We start from the raw sequence: 19,323 nt of genomic DNA, 5'->3' as shown, positions 1-19,323 counted from the left end.
AGTACGTTTTATTTTAAACTTCCGATCATGTTTTCGGGGCGTACCCACTGGTCAAATTGTTCGCTGGTCAGCAGTTCCAATTCAATAGCAGCTTCACGCAATGATTTATTCTCTTTTAACGCTTTTTTGGCAATCTTAGCCGCGTTTTCGTAACCGATGTGCGGGTTTAACGCCGTTACCAGCATCAGTGAATTTTCCAGGTGTTTCTTAATACCGTCGTAGTTAGGTTCGATACCTTCTGAACAGTGCTCGGTGAACGAAACGCAGGCATCGCCAATTAAACGTGCAGATTGCAGGAAGTTAGCAGCCATTACCGGTTTAAATACGTTCAGCTCGTAATGTCCGTTAGAACCGCCGATAGAAATAGCCACATCATTGCCCATTACCTGTGCAGCAACCATGGTTACAGCTTCGTTCTGGGTTGGGTTAACCTTGCCCGGCATGATAGATGAACCAGGTTCATTATCCGGAATATGAATTTCGCCGATACCAGAACGCGGACCAGAAGCCAGCATCCGGATGTCATTCGCAATCTTCATCAACGCTACCGCGATTTGCTTCAATGCGCCGTGGCTTTCTACAATGGCGTCGTGCGCTGCTAAAGCTTCAAATTTATTTTCAGCAGTTACGAAAGGTAAGCCGGTGAATTGTGCAATATACTCTGCTACCTTCACATCGTAACCTTTAGGGGTGTTGATGCCTGTACCAACCGCAGTACCACCAAGAGCCAATTCGCTTAGGTGGGCCAATGTATTTTTAAGTGCTTTTAAACCATGGTCTAATTGCGATACATAGCCGGAAAACTCCTGCCCAAGTGTAAGCGGCGTAGCATCCATCAGGTGGGTACGGCCGATTTTTACCACGTTCATAAACTGCTCTGATTTGCGTTTCAGCGAGTCGCGCAGCTTCTCTACACCAGGAATGGTAATTTCGGTTACCGTTTTATAGGCCGCAATGTGCATTGCAGTTGGATAGGTATCATTTGATGATTGCGACTTATTCACGTCATCATTCGGGTGGATAAAAGTTTTACCCTCGCCCAATTGATTACCTTGAAGCACATGTGCACGGTTAGCCACCACCTCGTTCACGTTCATATTTGATTGCGTGCCCGAACCGGTTTGCCAGATCACCAGCGGAAATTGATCGTCCAGCTGGCCTGCCAGAATTTCGTCGCATACCTGTGCAATCAAATCGCGTTTTTCTGCAGGCAGTACACCTAAATCTGTATTGGTATAAGCTGCCGCTTTTTTTAAGTAAGCAAAAGCATCGATGATCTCTTTAGGCATGGAGGCCGCCGGACCGATCTTAAAGTTATTGCGCGAACGTTCGGTTTGTGCGCCCCAGTACTTATCGGCAGGTACCTTAACCTCGCCCATGGTATCGTGTTCAATTCTGAAACTCATGATTGTTAGATTTTTGCGGTGCAAAGTTAGGTATTTACACACAAGCACAAAGGGGAAGCTGTGTTTTACCCCTAATTGCAATTAGTTTTTTACCTATGGTGTGCAAATGCTTTAGCATAGGGCCTTGGGGCCTGTTTATAGACCTACCTTAATTAACCAATAGTATAACTCGGAGTACTTCAGGATTGATAACTGTTTCGCCAGCGGTAAATAAACTGTAAATAATTTTTCACGAGCGTAAAATATTTAAAAGTTTACTTCCTAACTGATATTTAATTTTCAGACTTTCGCGTTCTAAATAAAATTGCAGTCTCCCCCATGTGTGGTAAGTTTATAAAAGGTTTAGCTTTACTTTGTTTCGCTTCAACAACAATCTCCTGTTCATCCAATCATTCTGGTAATAAAGACACCGCTGAAACTAAGGCAGCGCCACTGGATACCCAAAAGCTGATGGCTTATAATCCGAAGGATGCTGACCCGCGTATCGATGCTTTTATGCAGCATTTACATAAAAACAGCGGCTTCAACGGAAATGTGCTTGTCGCAAAAAAAGGGAAAATCATTTATGAAAATTCTTTCGGCTGGGCTAACTACCTTACCCGGGATAGCCTGAAACTGAATTCTCGGTTCGAGTTGGCTTCCGTCACCAAAACCATGACCGGGACAGCCATTATGCAATTGTGGGAGCGAGGTAAAATAAAGCTTGACCAGGATGTGCGCGACTTCTTCCCGAACTTTCCGTACGAAGGTGTTACTATCCGCCTGCTGTTAACGCACCGCTCCGGGATGATGAACTATGTTTATTTTACAGACGACATTTACCGCAAAGAGCATCGCGACCAACGCAAAGGTATCAGTAATGCGCAAGAGATGGAGTTGATCGCTCAATACAAGCCACATCCTTTTAATAAGCCTAACGCGCGGTTCCTGTACAACAACTCTAACTTTATGGTACTGGGATCGATTATCGAGAAGGTAACCGGAATACCATATGCCCAATACATGCACGAGAATATTTTTAAACCTGCGGGCATGCACCATACCGATGTTTATTCCAAAGCAACTTATGATAAAATACCGGTAGACGTTGTCGGGCACGACCGTAACAGCTGGCGCTATTCTGTAGCCCAGAACTTTTTAGACGGCCCGGTAGGCGATAAAGGAATCTACAGTACGGTAGGCGATTTATTTTTGTTCGACCGTGCGCTGCGTGCCGGTTTACTGATTAAGCCTGCCACACAGGATTCGGCTTACACCCCTCGCAATCCCATGATCCGCGGACATTTTAATTATGGTTACGGCTGGCGTATATTTGAAGGACCTGGCCAGAAGGTGGTTTACCATACCGGCTGGTGGCATGGTTTCAGGCATATTTACCTGCGCGATATGAAAAACGATATCACCATTGTATTACTGGGCAACCTGGTGAATGGCAGCTTACTCCATCTGGATGATCTGTTTAAGATTACAGGCATGCCAATCGTACGTAAGGGCGCTTATAGCGGTAACGGCGATACGGCAGAAGACCAGTAAAATGACTAAATCTTAACAGAATAATATAAACAATAACGATACTGAGAGGTTAATTTCGAAATCGAAAACCAAAGCATTATGTTCGATAAAATATTTGAAGCACAGCAAAAAGCAGGCGAAGTAAAACAACGCCTGGATAACATTACCGTTACCGGTGCTGCCGAAGGCGGAAAAATTACCGTAACTGCCAATGCCAATAAAGTGCTGCAATCTGTAAGTATAGATGAAGCATTTTATCAGGAAGCAGACCGCGAAGAACTGGAAGAACTTTTAGTTGTAGCGGTGAACAAGGCAATGGAGCAGGCAGAGAATATCAGCCAGAGCGAAATGGCCGCCATGACGCAGCAAATGCTGGGTGGCTTTGGCGGCCTGGGTAACTTATTCGGCAAATAACCCTTATAAAATATCACTATTTATGAAAGCAACTTATTACGGCCAGTCTACCGTTGAGATAGAGACCGGCGGCAAAAAACTTTTATTCGATCCCTTTATCACTTATAACCAACTGGCGTCACACATTGATGTAAACAGCCTTAAACCAGACTATATTTTGGTAAGTCATGGCCACGGCGACCACGTTGCCGACCTGGTAACTGTTCAAAAAAACAGCGGCGCAAAAGTGATCTGTATTGCAGAAATTGCAGATTGGTTAGGTAAACAAGATATCCAGGCGCATGGCATGAACATTGGCGGCGGTTTTAACTTTGAGTTTGGCCGTGTAAAAATGGTGAACGCTGTGCATTCGAGCACCCTGCCAGATGGCAACCCGGGTGGCAACCCTGCCGGGTACGTGATCTATACCAATGAAGGCAAAAACATTTACTTCGCCGGTGATACCGCCCTTACTTATGACATGAAGTTATTGGCGGATGAAAATATCGAATGGGCATTTTTACCTATTGGCGATAACTATACCATGGGTGTGGACGATGCCATTAAAGCAGCCGGATTTGTTAACTGTAAGAACGTGGTTGGTATACACTATGATTCTTTCCCGGTAATTAAGATCGACAAAGAAGAAGCACGCGAGAAATTTATTAAAGCGGGTATCAATATCCAGTTGCCCGGAATTGGCGAATCTGTAGAGTTATAATACATTACAATATCGCTATAAAACAAAAGCTCCCCGAATTAATCCGGGGAGCTTTTTTATGCTTACACTTTTGCGGTGAAGCTTACATCTTGCTGGAATCTTTCTTTACCACTGCTCTTTTCTTTTTAATCTTGGTTTTGTGAGCTTTGTGTTTCACTTTCACCTTAGCGGTGTCTGTTTGAAAAGCTTTAACAGGGGCCGCAACAACGCTGCTGAAACCGATAGCCGCTACGGCTAATAAACAAATGATCTTTTTCATAATGATTGTTTTAATATTGGCTGATATCAACATCATACAAAGCACTATTGTTTTAAATCACTGTACCGTGCGGGATTATCGCGCGTTTCTTAATTACTACGATACCGTCCTGGCTGGTGTATGAACCGTAATCGCCATCAGGTAGTTTACTACCGCAATTGATCTTCACATCGTTACCGATGTAACAGTTCTTATCAATAATGGCGTTTTTGATGATACACCTGTCGCCGATACCCATAATCGGCGAATTAGCCACACGCGATTGCTCTATCTGCTCCAGCGTCTGATAATTATCGCTACCCATTACGTAACAGTTTTCAATCATGGTATCATTGCCGATACGTGTACGGATACCAATTACAGAACGGGTAATTTTAGCAGCATTAATAATACAACCATCAGAAATAATGGCCTTATCCAGATAGGTGCCGATGACTTTTGACGGCGGCAGCATCCGCGCGCGGGTGTAGATAAAGTTCTTATCGAACAGGTTAAACTGCGGGATATCATCTGTCAATTCAATGTTTGCTTCGAAGAATGATGGAATGGTACCTATATCGGTCCAGTAACCTTCGTACTGATAGCTGATTACCTTGTGCGTTTCTATTGATTGCGGAAGGATCTCTTTACCAAAATCTGTCCGGTCATTGCCTTGCAACAGATCGTAAAGGGTCTTCTTGTTGAAGATGTAAATACCCATAGAGGCCAGGTAAGTACGTCCTTGCGCCTGCATCTCGGGGCTTACTTCAGATGACCAGCTTTCGAAGTCCTTTTTAGGCTTCTCAATAAACGCAGTGATATTGTTTTCTTCATCGGTTTTTAAAATACCGAAGCCCGGAACATCATTGGCATGTACCGGAATGGTGGCGATAGAAATATCGGCCTGCTTTTCGATATGCTGATCGATCATCTCGCGGAAGTCCATCTGGTACAGTTGGTCGCCTGACAAGATCAGTACATACTCAAAGTCGTAAACGCTCAGGTGGTGCAGGCTCTGGCGTACCGCATCTGCCGTGCCCTGGAACCAGGCCACACTCGAAGGCGTTTGCTCTGCTGCAAGGATATCTACAAAAGCTTCGCTGAAACTACTGAAGTGGTAGGTATTTTTGATGTGCTTGTTTAACGAAGCCGAATTGAACTGCGTTAACACGAATATGCGATCGATACCCGAGTGTAAACAGTTGGAAATAGGGATGTCGACAAGGCGGTATTTACCTGCAATCGGTACAGCAGGTTTAGAGCGAGTGGCTGTAAGCGGTGATAAACGGGTACCCTGCCCGCCGCCAAGCACAATGCTTATAACTTTTGAGATCATAATTTAGGTATTAGACTTTGATATAATTGGATATATTGACCGGCCGATTGATCCCACGAAAAATCGAGCCCCATCATTCTTTTACGTAATAATTCAAGTTGCGCTGTGTTCTGATACAATTCTACGGCACGTTTTACCGCTACGCAAATATCATCAACCGAAGCTTCTTCAAACCTGATACCATAGCCATCAGGCTGTTCGAAGTCAATCACCGAATCTTTTAACCCGCCTGTACTTCGGACAATTGGAACTGTACCATAACGCAATGCATAAAGCTGATTAAGACCACATGGCTCTACCCGCGAAGGCATCAGCAAAAAGTCTGAGCCCGAATAAATCAGGTGCGATAGCTTCTCGTCATAGCCAAGGTAAGCATTATAAACATTCGGATGCGCATCCAGCAAATGCCTTAATTCATCCTGAATATAAATATCACCGGTTCCTAAAACCAGGATATTTAGTTGGTCGCCCAGCTCATTCAAACTGCGGCTGACGGCTTCGGGCAACAGATCGGCCCCTTTTTCAGTAACCAAGCGGCCGATGAATGAGATTAAAGGTTTATCCGGCGAAAGACCGAAACGCTCGCACAGCGCCAATTTGTTTTGCGCCTTACCCGGATCTATTTTTTTTGCTGAAAATTTAGCAGCAATCATGGCATCGTTCGCCGGATCCCAAACCTGGCTGTCGATACCGTTAAGGACACCTACACCGCGGCCTTCTTCCATCTCAAACAAGTGCTCCAGCCCGTTACTTTGCACCTTCAGTTCTTCCAGGTAGCTTGGAGAAACCGTGGTAAACTTAGAGCAACATTTAACAGCAGCAGCCAACGGATTAATGCCGCCGTTCCAGTCGAGCAGTCCGCCTACCGTCATGTCTATTTCTGGCAGATAACCTACCTTATCCCAGCCGAACGCGCCATGATACTGTCCGTTATGAATAGTAAATACTGTAGGTACATGCTTCAGACGTTTGTAGATCACTGAGTGGTAGAGCAGGAAAGGGATTAGCCCGGCATGATGGTCATGACAATGGATGATATCCGGTGTTTGCTGCGACCAGTTGATCCAATCCAGGAAGGCCAGTTGATACGCAATGAACTGTTCTGTCTCATCCGGGTAACTGTATACATTTTCCCTGTCCAGCAAACCGGGTGCTCGGATCAGGTATAGCTCGAAACCGAGGGCATTATCTCTTTCCTTTAAAATCTCGAAATCAAATCGTCGATGACCTAAAAGCGTAGATGCTACGAAGACGACATCAAACTGGTGCTCGCGCACAAACTGGCGGTTATAGTATGGCAAAACCACGGCGGCTTGTAAACCCGCCTGACATTGGTATTTAGGTAACGCGCCCACCACATCTGCCAGCCCCCCAACCTTAGCTACGGGGTAGCATTCAGCACCAAGATGATAAACTCTCATTATAGATATATATAGGTCAAGTTAGGAAACTTTACCCAAAACACAAACCCCCGAAAATGCATTGTGTTTGCGTTTTTAGTACAATTTTGCAAATAATCGTAGCAGGTAAATTTATATAGCCAAGGTTAATTTTTATCCAAAATCAGGAAATAAACTTCGGGAACGAGTGCAGGAAATCATACTCCTGAAAGTGGTTTCAAAGCCTTATTGCTTGGGGTACTTCTTCCGGCGGTACCAGGCCATCGTCAGACGGATCATACGGTTGTAGGTACGCAGCCCTGCAGGTTGGTTATTTACCTTTAAAAACCTGTCGTAAAATAAGCCGCTGAGCCAACCGATCCGGCTTTCGTAGCTTGTCCAATAAAGGCTGTCTGTTTTTATATCCTGTTTTACCTGCGGACTGAGCATGGTTTTCAATTCGTGATGGGCCACGCTGTCCCTGCGGTACAGGTATCTTAAAAACTCTACCGTCCCCTCGTAATACGCAGAATATTTCAACAAGCGGTCTTTGGAATGGATACCTGCAAGGTAGCCGGAAAAGTTTGCTTCGTCTTCGCGCCCGAAACCTAACTGGTGCGACATTTCATGGCAGGCGGTAAAAGGCCTGTCAAATAGCGGCATCTGGTAATTGATCTGCGCTTCGCCTGTAAAAGGATTATAATAACCTGAAGTGCTTAGGTAATTCAACAGCCAGCTAATTAGAGAGGGTTTTACGGCGGGCATAAAACCGGTTAATTCGGGTGAAATGGCTTTCGATCCCTTAATTGCTTCCGCGGCAGTTTGATAGATCTGCGAATTGGTTTGATGAAGGTCGGCCGGAGCAAGTGCCGCACGTGTGGCGTTCACGCTATCAACCAGCATCCGTGTCACAGCTTTTACATCTGTTAACGTGTAAGCAGTATCCTGTAAATTCAGGCGTTCAGCCGCGGACGGCCTGAAGTAATTGATTCCCCACAACAGGTAAAAGGCGCAAAGTAATAGCTCGAAACCTATGATAAAATTCAGGATACCTTCGCCCCAACGCCTAAAGCGGCCTTTAAACAACAATCCCAGCCATTTAACAAACGCAACCAAACAGTAAACAATCAGCAGGATGTATAGGATATCGCCGATGCTAAAGGGAATCCACCCAAGCAACAAATGCTGGATAACTGCAACACCCCGGAACAATCCTTTCGAATAGACCATTTCCACCACTAGCGGAATGGCAGAAAGCTGCGCAATCAGTATCAGCAGAATGGTTAGCAACACTGCCAGCAGCCACTTACTTTTTAAATAAGGCCGGATTTTTATCACCCTGTAAATATAACAGAAAGCTGATTGGATTGGCGGGGCTTACTAATAAGCACCAACGGATTTGTTAAGCGCAGTTTATTGCGTCTATGACACGTGTAAGTTCAGCGGCAAATGTTGCTACGTTTGGCTCTTCAAACATGGTTTTATGATCACCAGGCACTTCGCGAACATGCACCTTTAACGCATACTTGCCCCATCCAAGCTGCTCGGCATCGTCTACGAAATATACCCTTTCCGCAGCTTTAAACAGGTAAATCTCGCCGTCATATGGTTTGATACGATAGTTGTAGTAAGCTTCGTTATATTTCTGAGTTACCCGTTCCAATTGTTCAAAAACACCAATGCTTTTTTCCTGCTTTACTAATCTTAATTTCTGCAGTATCCGATTAGCATTATTCCTCAGCAAAAACAGCTGATAACCGATTGCCTTAGCTGGGGTTTTAACGAGCGACCTGGTGAACCACACCGCTTTAGGGCCTTGGCGTAATATCTTTCTACCGATTCTGGATGTCCACGAATTGTACTTCTCAGAGTTCTGGGCATTGGCATCAAACAGCGCCAGCAACCTGATCTCTTTACCCATATTCTTCAGGATGCGCGCCATTTCGATACCAATGTTGCCCCCGTAAGAGTAGCCCGCCAATAGATAGGGGCCATCCGGGTTTTGGTGAAGCAGCTCCTTCACATAACGGGCTGCCACCTGCTCCATCGTACCGATCTCGGCGTCAGATGCATTTAAACCGATCGCCTGGAAACCATAAACAGGCTGGTCATCGGGCAGGTATTGCACAAGCGCATTAAAATTCAGCAGGTTTAACCCATTACCATGAATCAGGTACAAGGGATGTTTGTCGCCGCCACTTTTTAGTTTTACTAATGACGCCGCAAGGCTGTCACTAATCCCATTATCTAATACTGCAGCCAACTTGCGAATGGTCGGATATTCATACAATGCAGAGATCGGCACTGTTTTGCCTAACAGTTTCTCTATCTCGTTCATGATATAAAGCGCAATTAAAGAATGACCGCCTACATCAAGAAAATCATCGTCAATAGTAAAATCAGTAGTATCCAGGGCTTCGGCCCAAATCGCAAAAAGATTCTTTTCCAGCTCGGTATCGGCAGAAGCAATTACCTTTCCGGTGGTTTTCCTTACCGCGGCTGGCAGCGCTTTGTAATCTATTTTCCCGTTCAGTGTAAGGGGTAATTCCTCTAACAGATAAAACTCGGACGGGATCATGTAAGAGGGTAGCTCTTGCGCAAGCCGGTCTTTGAAATCGTGCTGAAGGGATTTAAAATTTAAGTTTAGCGCAAAATCTTTAAGCATCACATACGCTACCAGGCGAAGGTCATGGCTACGGTCTGTGCGGGTAGTCACCACGGCTTCGGCCACTTCTGGACATTTTTTTAGCTGGTATTCTATTTCGCCAGCTTCGATACGGTAGCCCCTTATTTTTATTTGTTTATCCAGACGCCCTAAATACAATATCTCGTCATCGGCTGTCAATTGACCCAAGTCGCCGGTGCGGTACATTTTGGCACTGCCGTCTTTAAATGGGTCGATTACAAATTTTTCTGCGTCCAGTTCGGGTTGTGCGAAATAGCCTTGCGTGACGCCATCGCCAGAAATATAGATTTCACCTATTTCGCCCCATGGTACCGGGTTCAGCTGATCATCCAAAATGTAAACTTCCGTATTACCGATAGGCTTACCGATAGTGATCACCCGGTCTGTTTTCAGGATCTGTTTCCCGGTAGAATAGATGGTAGTTTCCGTAGGCCCATACATATTCCATAAAGAAGCGCAGCGCTCCAATATTTTTTCGGCAAGGTCTTTAGGCAATGGTTCGCCGCAGGAGACAATCTTGATATCCAGTTTTTCATCCCATCCGCTTAGGAGCAGCAACTTCCACGTAGCAGGGGTGGCCTGCATAAAGGTGATCTGCTCTTGTTTCATCATCCTAAAAAGGGCTTTTCCATCCCTTGCGGTAGCCGCATCCGCCATCACCAGGGTAGCCCCGGCGGTAAGCGGTAAAAACAGCTCAAGATTAGAAATATCGAAAGATATGGTGGTTACAGCCAGCAGTTTGTCTGTATGCACCATACCTGGGAACGAGAACATGCTCATGAGCAGGTTCACCAGATTCTGGTGTGTAACCTTCACACCTTTTGGCCTGCCCGTGGAACCAGAAGTATATAAGATATACGCCGGCCATTCATGCGAAACCCTTGGCAACTCTGGCTTAAGCTGGGCAATTTCAGCAAGGGACAGATTGATGACCGTCAAATTTTCGGCAGAGAAAACACGTTTGTCTGAATAGGTCAGCAGCATTGTTGCCCCAGAATCTTCCAGCATGTACAGGATACGGTCTTCAGGAAAATCTATATCCATGGGCAGGTAAACGCCGCCCGCTTTTAAGATAGCCAGCAAGGTAACCACCAAAGTGGCAGACCTGTCTAAAAGGACACCTACAACAGTGCCGGGACATAAGCCATTTGCCATCAGAAAAGCAGCCATATAGTCTGACTGTTCTTCCAGCATGCTATAAGTAAGCAGCTGATCCTGATATTTATACGCTAACGCATCCGGGTATTTTTTTACCGTTTTGCTGATAACCCGGTGTAAAGGTTCAAGAGGATAGGTGAATCGTTCCCCAATCAACACGGAGCTATGCTGAATTATGTCATCTTGTCGGCCCAACTTAATATTCAATAGTAGCTGCTAATAAATTTGCTGCAAAGTTAAATAAAAAGCCACATGGTCGCTATTCCTTCAAGGAGTAACTGAAAATCAAGAACAAACAACTGCTATTATGTAAATAAAAAAAGAAGTTATCCCGATCTTGTTGAATTGGCACAGCTTTATTTAAGAAACGGTGAGCCTTACGAGATATTGCCCGAATTCATCCTCAAGTAACACTTCCTGATTGAATCCTAAATCAAACGTTATCGAAGCGAGCGTTTTTTCATCAACATATAGCCACTTGAACCACTCGCCTTGTTTGCCCTGATATTCATACTGGTAGTCCAGCTCGCCGTAGTAGCCTGTTTCGGGAAAGTCCTCTTCGTACAAATAAGCAATATCAGAAGAATCAAACAGCAACTGCCCGCCGGATTTCAATAGCGACTTCAGGTGTAGCAATAGGCTTTTTAATCCCTCCAGCGAACCGGCCAGCCCTATGCCATTCATCAGTAGCAAAATGGTATCAAACTGCTGTTCGTGGTATTGGTAGATATCTTCGCACAAGGCCTTCTTAACACCACGTTCTCGCATCACCTGGGTAGCCAAGGGCGAAATGTCCAAAGCGGTAACATTCATATCGCGCTGCTGCAAAGCAAGGGCATGACTTCCTGCCCCGGCACCAACATCCAGCACGGCGCCTGTACAACTTTCCAGCGCCAGCCATTCCAGGTCGGGCATATCATCTTCGTTGCGGAAATAAGTATCAATCGGCATTTCTTCCTTCTCGCCGTAACGATTATGGATCCACAATTTGTGCTTAGAGCGGGTGTGAAAATAATTGTAGATTGCCTCGCCTAAAATATCAGCCATCGCCTGCAAAGGTACAAGGCGATAATGATATTCTGAATTTGGCGCAACTTTAAAATAGGTTTTCGTGCATTTTCCGGTTTATGTATTCCTTGCGGCTGCGGCCATTTGGAGCAGCTTACGACGCAAGCTGACACCCTTGGGTAGTATGACGGGCTTTATAGTTGGCGCACTGGTGTTTGCTGCTACAGGTGCCGTTGGTTTAACTATGCTGGCGGTGTTTTTCGCCGCCGGAACCTTAGCCACCAGCATTGGAAAAGTTAAAAAGCAGCAACTGGCGGTTGCCGAGGGGGATAATGGCCGCCGTACTGCCGGGCAGGTGTTGGCCAATGGTGGTGTGGCTGCTTTATGCGGTGGTATTGCTTTGGCGATGCCCGACCAACAAGCGACAATGCTGCTGATGGTGGCCGGTAGCCTGGCCTCCGCAACGGCCGATACCCTTTCTTCAGAATTGGGTACTTTACACGGCAAACGTTTTTACAACATCCTCTCCTTTAAAAAAGATATCCGGGGTGCGGATGGTGTAGTAAGCCTGGAAGGTACACTGATCGGTGTTGCGGGTGCCTCCTTGATCGCACTGATATATGCTTGCAAAGCAGGGTTCGATAGCAATGTGATACGGATCATCATCGCCGGTACGTTGGGCAATATGACCGACTCTATACTTGGCGCAGCACTGGAACGTAAGCATAAAATCGGTAACAACCTGGTGAATTTTCTGAATACACTTTCCGGCGCATTGTTTTGCTGGCTGCTCAGCCGTTTATTATAGTCTTAAATAAGTTAAAACAGGCTTGTAATACAGCATCTTAAAACAATACTACCGTCAATCTGGTTTATTTTCTACTTAGTACTGCATGCTTGCAGTCAAAAGCGAAAATGTGCTAAGGGCACCGGCTGTTTCGGCTGGGGGAATGCTAACTCGAATTGTTATTTATTGCCGTTCAATTATATGCAAAAAACGTCCTCTGCTTATATCCCATCCTTAGATGGTTTAAGGGGCCTTTCTATATTACTGGTTTATATCGCGCACGTTGGCTATGAAAAATTGGTACCGGGCGGACTGGGCGTAACCGTGTTCTTTTTCATCAGCGGCTACATTATTACCAACCTTTTGCTGGACGAGTACGAGAAAACCGGCACTACAGACTTAAAACTGTTCTACAGCCGGCGTATGTTGCGCCTTTACCCGCCATTGCTGCTGATGCTTGGGTTATACCTTGTCGCATCGGTATTTGTATTAAAACCAGCTAATCCAAGCGAAGTGTTCGCCGCCTTGTTTTACTACGAGAACTATTACTTTTTCTTTCACTCGCTAAGCAATCATAGCAGCTTGATGATCTTATGGTCATTAGCTGTAGAAGAGCATTTCTACCTGCTGTTCCCGCTTCTGTTTATGCTATTGGTGCGCAATGTGCAGCAATTAAAAATAACGCTTGCCATACTGATTGTTATACCGTTAGCGCTTCGTTTCTGGAGTGTAATGGTATATCAAGGCCAACCTGATCTGGCTGAAGCCAACACCTACCTGCTTACCCATAACCGTTTTGATTCTATTTTATACGGCTGCCTCGCCAGCGTAATACAGTACAGCAGCTCTTCTAAAAGCTATGAAAAGGTCCTGTCTAATAAATTAGTTTTTATAGTTGCCTTAGCAGTGCAGTTACTATGCCTTGTGGTGCGCGACGCCACCTTTAGGAATACACTTCGCTATTCGCTGCAGGGGCTGTCTCTGTTTATACTCGTTCCTGCAATAGTGAATATCAACGCGTACCACTGGTTGAAGGAAATCTTTTCGAACAAGGCTTTAGTATTTATCGGCAAGCTCAGCTATTCCATCTACCTGATGCACATGCTGGCAGTAAACGCGTTAATGCCCATTAAAACAGCAGGCCATACCATATTATATATCTTAGCAGTTACCGGTGTTACATTAACCCTGTCGTTAAGTAGTTATTACCTGGTTGAAAAACCATTGGGCAAGCTGCGGAAAAGACTAAAACCCAAGCCGCTGCCTATAGTTGCTATTCCTGAAATTTAAAAGGCTGCCGTGTTTAAGGGCAGCCTTGTGATTTTTATCCAATTACAGGTGTATTTCTTCTTTCTTCTTCCAGTAAGTTCTGGACGATCTCCAGACCGCCGTGCACTACATCGCTCAGCATGACGATGAACGCACCCGGTTGCGCCAGACTGATAACGTACCGGATAGCATCGGCTTCGTCCGGCAGTTTTTCCAGCGGCATATCCGGCTTCACTTCTCTAATACCTTCTTCCATCAGGCTCATGATTTCTTCGCGGGTACGCCCTCTTAAATGGTCTGCCTGGCGAAGTACTATATGATCGAACATACTGGCAGCAATACGCCCAAGTTCGCGGATATCGTCGTCGCGGCGGTCGCCGGTGCCTGCTAATAAACCAATCTTCTGAGGCGAATCGATGGTGTTCAAAAAGTTCTTTATCCCGTTAAAACCATCCGGATTATGCGCAAAATCCACCATATACTTAAACTCGCGGAACTCGAACAGGTTCATCCGGCCAGGCGTTTGCGCCGCAGAAGGGATAAAGGTGGTCAATGATGTCTTGATATCCTCTGTCTTGATGCCCCACAAGTAAGCCGCAAGCGTTGCCGCAAGTACGTTCTCTATCATGAAACTTACCGCGCCGCCAAACGTAAGCGGAATGAAGCCGGTACGCTGTACCCTGATCTTCCAGTCGCCTTTTTTGATCGTCACATAACCATTCTCGCAGATACAGGCAATGCCACCTTTGCGGCAATGCTCGCTAATGACAGGGTTACTCTCGTTCAAGCTGAAGTAGGCAATATTACAATCTGCCTTTTGGCCGATACGTACACAATACTCGTTATCCGCATTCAAAATGCCCCAGCCCTCCGGCTTAACAGATTCAATCACCACACCTTTTACCCGTGCCAGGTCATCTAACGTATGGATATCAGAAATGCCCAAATGGTCTGGCTGGATGTTGGTAATTACGCCGATATCACACTTGCTGAAGCCTAAGCCCGAACGAAGAATACCGCCACGCGCAGTTTCCAGTACGGCAACTTCAACCGTCGGGTCTTTCAGTATAAATTCCGTACTCATCGGGCCGGTGGTATCACCCTTAATCAGCATGGTATTTTGTACATAAATACCATCTGAAGTAGTGAAACCGACACGGTAACCACTGTTCTTAACCAAATGCGCAATCAAGCGAGTGGTGGTGGTTTTACCATTAGTACCTGTAGTGGCAATAATCGGGATTCGAGCAGATTTTGCCGGCGGATACAACATATCTATCACATGCCCGGCGACATTACGCGGGATGCCTTCGCTCGGCGCAATGTGCATCCGGAAGCCCGGCGCCGCATTTACTTCGAGTACCACTCCCCCGTTTTCGGTGATCGGCTCGGTAAGGTTAACCGCCATAATGTCGATACCGCAGATATCCAACCCTATCACTTTGGAAATACGTTCGCATATAAAAATATTCTCGGGGTGAACGTGATCCGTCACATCAACAGAAGTACCGCCTGTGCTTAGGTTAGCGGTAGATTTCAGGTAAACTACTTCGTCCGCCTCAGGGATGCTTTCCAGTGTATAACCTTTTTTGGTCAGCAGGTCCATGGTGTCACGGTCTATCTTGATCTCGGTCAGCACGTTCTCATGTCCATAGCCGCGTCGCGGATCCTGGTTTTCCTTGTCGATCAGTTCTTGCACTGTCGACTGCCCATCGCCTATCACATGAGCCGGCTTCCTAAGGGCGGCTGCCACCATCTGGTTATTAATCACCAGCACGCGGAAATCATAACCGGTAATAAATTTCTCTACAATTACCCTCCGTGAAATTTTTGCCGCATGTTCATACGCTGCAATAGCTTCAGCTTCCGTCTTCACGTTGATGGTTGCCCCCCGGCCGTGGTTACCATCCAATGGTTTAAAAACCAACGGAAAGCCAATTTTATCGATAGCAACAGATACCTCCTTTACAGAACTAACCGTCATGCCGTTAGCAACCGGTATCGCGTGCATTTCAAGGATGCGTTTGGTTTCTTCCTTGTCGCTGGCCAGATCAACAGCAATGCTGCTGGTCTTCTCGGTCATGGTAGCACGCACGCGGGTTTGGTTGATACCATAACCCAGTTGTACTAAAGATTGGTTGTTCAGCCTTATCCAGGGGATATCACGCGCAATAGCTTCTTCTACAATAGCGCCGGTGCTGGGGCCAAGGCGGGTATTCTCGCGTATCTCGCGCATCTCCTGAATGTCTGCTTCCAGATCGTATGATTTGGCATCTATCAATGCTTCAGCAATACGAACAGCCGACCGCGCCGCATAAATACCTACCTTTTCTTCCAGGTAAGCGAACACTACATTGTAAACACCCGGTGTATAGGTTTCGCGTGTACGGCCGAAACCTACTTCCATCCCGGCAAGGGTTTGTATTTCCAGTGCAATGTGCTCAATCACATGCCCCATCCAGGTGCCTTCAATCACCCGTTGAAAAAAGCCGCCGGGTACGCCAGGCGAACAACGGTGATCATACATGGAAGGGATTAGGTCTTTCAACCGGTCGTAAAATCCGTCGATGGTATTGGTGGGCCTTTGTTCCATCTCTTCCAGATCGAGCCTCATTTGAATTAATTTCTTGCGGTAAATACTCCAGATATTGGGGCCGCGAAGCACCTGAATGCTTTCTATCTTCATAAGTAAGTGTTGACGTATTTTATTGGTATAAATCTACAAAATGTATTGCCGGATTCGAATTAAAACGAAAAAGGGACAGACGGATAATTTGTTTGCTTTTGCCTCATTTTAAACCTATTTTATTTTAATTTGTATTTTCAGTTATAGCATGATCAGTCCGAAAGGGAAATTAATAATAATAGGCGGGGCCGTAGATATGGGCAGCAACGTCAGCGCTGCCGAGCATATTGTTCCGCCACCAGACCATATCAGGTTTTTTGAACGGGGTATTCTTAAACGCATTCTTACCGAATCTGGTAAGGGCGAAGGCATCGTAGTCGAAGTGATTACTACGGCATCGCAAATACCCGAGCTGGTAGGCGCAGAGTATATCAAGGCCTTCAACCAACTGAATGTTACCCACGTTAATGTACTGGATATCCGCACACGCGAAGATGCCAGCAGGCGCGATAGCATAGAACGCGTACGAAAGGCAGATGTAGTAATGTTCAGCGGCGGCGACCAGTTAAGGCTAACTTCTATCTTCGGCGGAACAGAGTTTTTGCAGATACTAAAGAAGCGTTACCAAACTGAGAACTTTGTAATTGCAGGTACTTCTGCCGGGGCTGCCGCAGCTTCTGCCAACATGATCTATCGCGGGCAAAGCAATGAGGCGCTAATTAAAGGCGAAGTGCAGATCACCGCCGGCCTTGGTTTTATAGATAATGTATTTATTGACACCCACTTTGTACAGCGCGGCCGTATTGGCCGTTTATTTTATGCGGTGGCCAGCAACCCGGGCATTTTAGGTATTGGTTTGGGCGAAGATACCGGCCTGCTAATTACCGAAGGGCACCTGATGGAAGCCATCGGTTCAGGATTAATTATCCTGGTAGACGGCCGCAATATTGTCGAGACGAATATCTACGATGTGGAAATCGGCTCACCGGTATCTATTGAAAGCCTGCGCGTACATGTAATGTCTATCTATGACAAATATGACCTAAAACAGCACAAACTGGCCATAAAAAAAGTGGTTAAGGTAGAAGACGGGGTTTACCTGCAGGCACCGGATCAATAGCTGTAAGAGGCTAAGATAGAAGCAAGAAACAAGAGCCAAGAAACAAGACTTCAATTATCTGGCTCTCAAGAAACTTTAAACCGTTAGAATAAAGTCTCCTCCCCACCGGGGAGGATTAAGGAGGGGTGATATGAAATTAATTATTCACGGCGGATTCTTCAGCGAGTCCGGTACCAACCAGGAAGTAAAGAAGGCAAAACAAGAGGCGTTACTGCATATTGTCGAGGCCGGGTATAAATACCTGGAAACCCATACGGCTACGGAAACGGTAGTATACACGGTTCACTTGCTGGAAAACTGCGACCTGTTTAACGCGGGCACCGGCTCGCAAATACAGAGCGACGGCCATATCCGCATGAGCGCCGCCGTAATGGACGGTAAAACGCAAAAGTTTGCCGGGGTAATTAACATCGAACATGTAAAAAACCCAATCTGCGTAGCAGAAAAGCTGTTGAGTGTGGATGACCGCGTGCTGAGCGGGACACGTGCGCAGGACTATGCACGTGAACAGGGTTTTGCCTGGTATAACCCCGAAACGCCGCAGCGCAGACACGAATATGAAAAGAAACTAAGCGACTCTATCCGGCAGGGCACCGTAGGTTGTGTCGCGCTGGATGTTTATGGTAACCTGGCAGCAGCTACTTCTACCGGTGGTAAAGGTTTTGAAATGCCGGGGCGCGTGAGCGATTCTGCCACTACAGCAGGGAATTACGCCAACGAATATGCCGGTATTTCTTGCACAGGGGTGGGCGAAGATATCGTCAGCGGATCTGTAGCAACCAAAATTGTAACCAGGGTAACCGATGGCTTGCCGCTTTCTTCGGCTACAAAAAAAACCCTGGATGAGTTAAAGCCTTTTGATGGGTTCTGCGGCATCATTGGCATTACAGCTAAAGGCGAGATGTATTATGCTGACACTCATCCGTATATGGTATGGGCATTGCACGACGGCGCACCACAAGTTTTCGAATAAAATAAGTTAACTTTACCTGGGTATGATAGCGTTGCATGCAACTTATATCATAAATTTGCGTAATAATTAATTCGATTAATCCAGGCAAAGTATATGAGGATAGCGCTACTTGTTTTTTTGACAACGTGTGGCTTTAGTGCGTCAGCGCAGTGGATCAGCTTTAAAAAGCATGAACGTCTACCGTTATTACCGGAAGCAAGCATAAGCAGTAGCTATCAGTTTAAAACGCCTGCATTCGCAAAGTTTATCCCCAGGCATCCCGAAGTTACCCCAAGCGCGTACAGCCAGAACCTTACCGAGCACTATGTAATGCATATGGCCCAGCATAACATGCGTTACAGGGTATTTAATACCGCGAGCTACAACTTCAGTCAATTGGCGCAGTTTTATGTGCAACAAAAGCGGATGTCTGAAGCTAAATGGTTTTTTCTGCAAAGCAACATGCTTTCCCGGCAGCAAAATAACGATAAGTTAACTATTCATAATCTTACCCGACTGGCGGAGATTAAGTCTTTTATCGGCGATTTTACGCTGGCACAACAGGATTTATTTGAAGCCCGGGACATTGCTGCCAGTCGCGGCTGGCTGATAGAATTGGTTTTTGTGGAAAAGAAACTACAGGCCATTCAGCAGAACCGCATTGTTTCTACCTGTACCGAGCTGCGCTACGCCAGCAATGCCATTGCAACTAAACAGAACCCGGTAGAATAA

General features: G+C 46.0%; 16 protein-coding genes. 8 read left to right on the top strand and 8 right to left on the bottom strand.

Annotated elements, in window-relative coordinates; all coding sequences use genetic code 11:
• Positions 1 to 8: 8 nt before the first annotated feature.
• Positions 9 to 1,406 (bottom strand): class II fumarate hydratase, encoded by a 1,398-nt coding sequence (gene fumC / locus MUY27_RS00940; RefSeq protein WP_245128086.1) that lies wholly within the window; start codon positions 1,404 to 1,406, stop codon positions 9 to 11.
• Between the two features lie 318 nt (positions 1,407 to 1,724).
• Here fumC and MUY27_RS00935 point away from each other — a divergent pair, with 318 nt between their 5' ends.
• The 3 genes from MUY27_RS00935 to MUY27_RS00925 all read left to right on the top strand — a co-directional run bounded on the left by MUY27_RS00935 (position 1,725) and on the right by MUY27_RS00925 (position 4,032).
• Positions 1,725 to 2,939: a serine hydrolase domain-containing protein gene (locus MUY27_RS00935; protein WP_245128085.1), complete on the top strand. Its 1,215-nt coding sequence runs from the start codon at positions 1,725 to 1,727 to the stop codon at positions 2,937 to 2,939.
• A 78-nt stretch (positions 2,940 to 3,017) separates the two neighbouring features.
• Positions 3,018 to 3,332 carry a YbaB/EbfC family nucleoid-associated protein gene (locus MUY27_RS00930; RefSeq protein ID WP_245128084.1) on the top strand — a complete coding sequence of 105 codons (315 nt, stop codon included), beginning with the start codon at positions 3,018 to 3,020 and terminating at the stop codon, positions 3,330 to 3,332.
• A gap of 22 nt (positions 3,333 to 3,354) precedes the next feature.
• On the top strand, positions 3,355 to 4,032 hold the full coding sequence (locus tag MUY27_RS00925) for a metal-dependent hydrolase (protein ID WP_245128083.1): 678 nt from the start codon (positions 3,355 to 3,357) through the stop codon (positions 4,030 to 4,032).
• An 82-nt stretch (positions 4,033 to 4,114) separates the two neighbouring features.
• On the opposite strand, the gene MUY27_RS00920 is transcribed toward MUY27_RS00925, so the two are convergent.
• The 6 genes from MUY27_RS00920 to MUY27_RS00895 form a co-directional block, all read right to left on the bottom strand.
• On the bottom strand, positions 4,115 to 4,291 hold the full coding sequence (locus tag MUY27_RS00920) for a hypothetical protein (protein ID WP_245128082.1): 177 nt from the start codon (positions 4,289 to 4,291) through the stop codon (positions 4,115 to 4,117).
• Positions 4,292 to 4,343: 52 nt separating this feature from the next.
• Entirely contained in the window at positions 4,344 to 5,606 is a 1,263-nt protein-coding gene (locus MUY27_RS00915) for a glucose-1-phosphate adenylyltransferase (protein WP_245128081.1), read from the bottom strand.
• Positions 5,603 to 7,027, bottom strand: a complete 1,425-nt coding sequence (locus MUY27_RS00910) for a glycogen synthase (RefSeq protein WP_245128080.1) — start codon at positions 7,025 to 7,027, stop codon at positions 5,603 to 5,605. Before MUY27_RS00910 ends, MUY27_RS00915 begins: the two co-directional genes overlap by 4 nt.
• Positions 7,028 to 7,231: 204 nt before the next feature.
• Positions 7,232 to 8,323 carry a DUF3810 domain-containing protein gene (locus MUY27_RS00905; protein ID WP_245128079.1) on the bottom strand — a complete coding sequence of 364 codons (1,092 nt, stop codon included), beginning with the start codon at positions 8,321 to 8,323 and terminating at the stop codon, positions 7,232 to 7,234.
• Between the two features lie 64 nt (positions 8,324 to 8,387).
• Complete coding sequence (locus tag MUY27_RS00900) at positions 8,388 to 10,985, bottom strand: non-ribosomal peptide synthetase (RefSeq protein ID WP_245128078.1); 2,598 nt, start codon at positions 10,983 to 10,985, stop codon at positions 8,388 to 8,390.
• A 204-nt stretch (positions 10,986 to 11,189) separates the two neighbouring features.
• Complete coding sequence (locus MUY27_RS00895; protein WP_245128077.1) at positions 11,190 to 11,876, bottom strand: class I SAM-dependent methyltransferase; 687 nt, start codon at positions 11,874 to 11,876, stop codon at positions 11,190 to 11,192.
• Between the two features lie 64 nt (positions 11,877 to 11,940).
• Here MUY27_RS00895 and MUY27_RS00890 point away from each other — a divergent pair, with 64 nt between their 5' ends.
• Together MUY27_RS00890 and MUY27_RS00885 are read left to right on the top strand one after the other, a co-directional pair.
• Positions 11,941 to 12,645 carry a DUF92 domain-containing protein gene (locus MUY27_RS00890; protein ID WP_245128076.1) on the top strand — a complete coding sequence of 235 codons (705 nt, stop codon included), beginning with the start codon at positions 11,941 to 11,943 and terminating at the stop codon, positions 12,643 to 12,645.
• A gap of 180 nt (positions 12,646 to 12,825) precedes the next feature.
• Positions 12,826 to 13,914: an acyltransferase family protein gene (locus tag MUY27_RS00885; protein ID WP_245128075.1), complete on the top strand. Its 1,089-nt coding sequence runs from the start codon at positions 12,826 to 12,828 to the stop codon at positions 13,912 to 13,914.
• Positions 13,915 to 13,948: 34 nt separating this feature from the next.
• Here MUY27_RS00885 and cphA read toward each other — a convergent pair whose 3' ends face one another.
• The gene (gene cphA, locus MUY27_RS00880; protein WP_245128074.1) at positions 13,949 to 16,579 is read right to left on the bottom strand and encodes a cyanophycin synthetase; all 2,631 of its coding nucleotides are present in this window, start codon (positions 16,577 to 16,579) and stop codon (positions 13,949 to 13,951) included.
• A gap of 148 nt (positions 16,580 to 16,727) precedes the next feature.
• Between cphA and MUY27_RS00875 the strand changes: the two genes are divergently transcribed.
• The 3 genes from MUY27_RS00875 to MUY27_RS00865 all read left to right on the top strand — a co-directional run bounded on the left by MUY27_RS00875 (position 16,728) and on the right by MUY27_RS00865 (position 19,323).
• Positions 16,728 to 17,639 (top strand): cyanophycinase, encoded by a 912-nt coding sequence (locus MUY27_RS00875; RefSeq protein ID WP_245128073.1) that lies wholly within the window; start codon positions 16,728 to 16,730, stop codon positions 17,637 to 17,639.
• A gap of 130 nt (positions 17,640 to 17,769) precedes the next feature.
• The gene (locus MUY27_RS00870; RefSeq protein ID WP_245128072.1) at positions 17,770 to 18,612 is read left to right on the top strand and encodes an isoaspartyl peptidase/L-asparaginase; all 843 of its coding nucleotides are present in this window, start codon (positions 17,770 to 17,772) and stop codon (positions 18,610 to 18,612) included.
• A gap of 117 nt (positions 18,613 to 18,729) precedes the next feature.
• Positions 18,730 to 19,323, top strand: coding sequence for a hypothetical protein (locus MUY27_RS00865; protein WP_245128071.1), 594 nt, complete (start codon positions 18,730 to 18,732; stop codon positions 19,321 to 19,323).

This window comes from Mucilaginibacter straminoryzae (assembly GCF_022953055.1).
Taxonomy (GTDB): Bacteria; Bacteroidota; Bacteroidia; order Sphingobacteriales; family Sphingobacteriaceae; genus Mucilaginibacter; species Mucilaginibacter straminoryzae.
The sequence above is the reverse complement of the archived record's forward strand: the minus strand, read 5'-3'. Positions and strand labels throughout refer to the sequence as shown.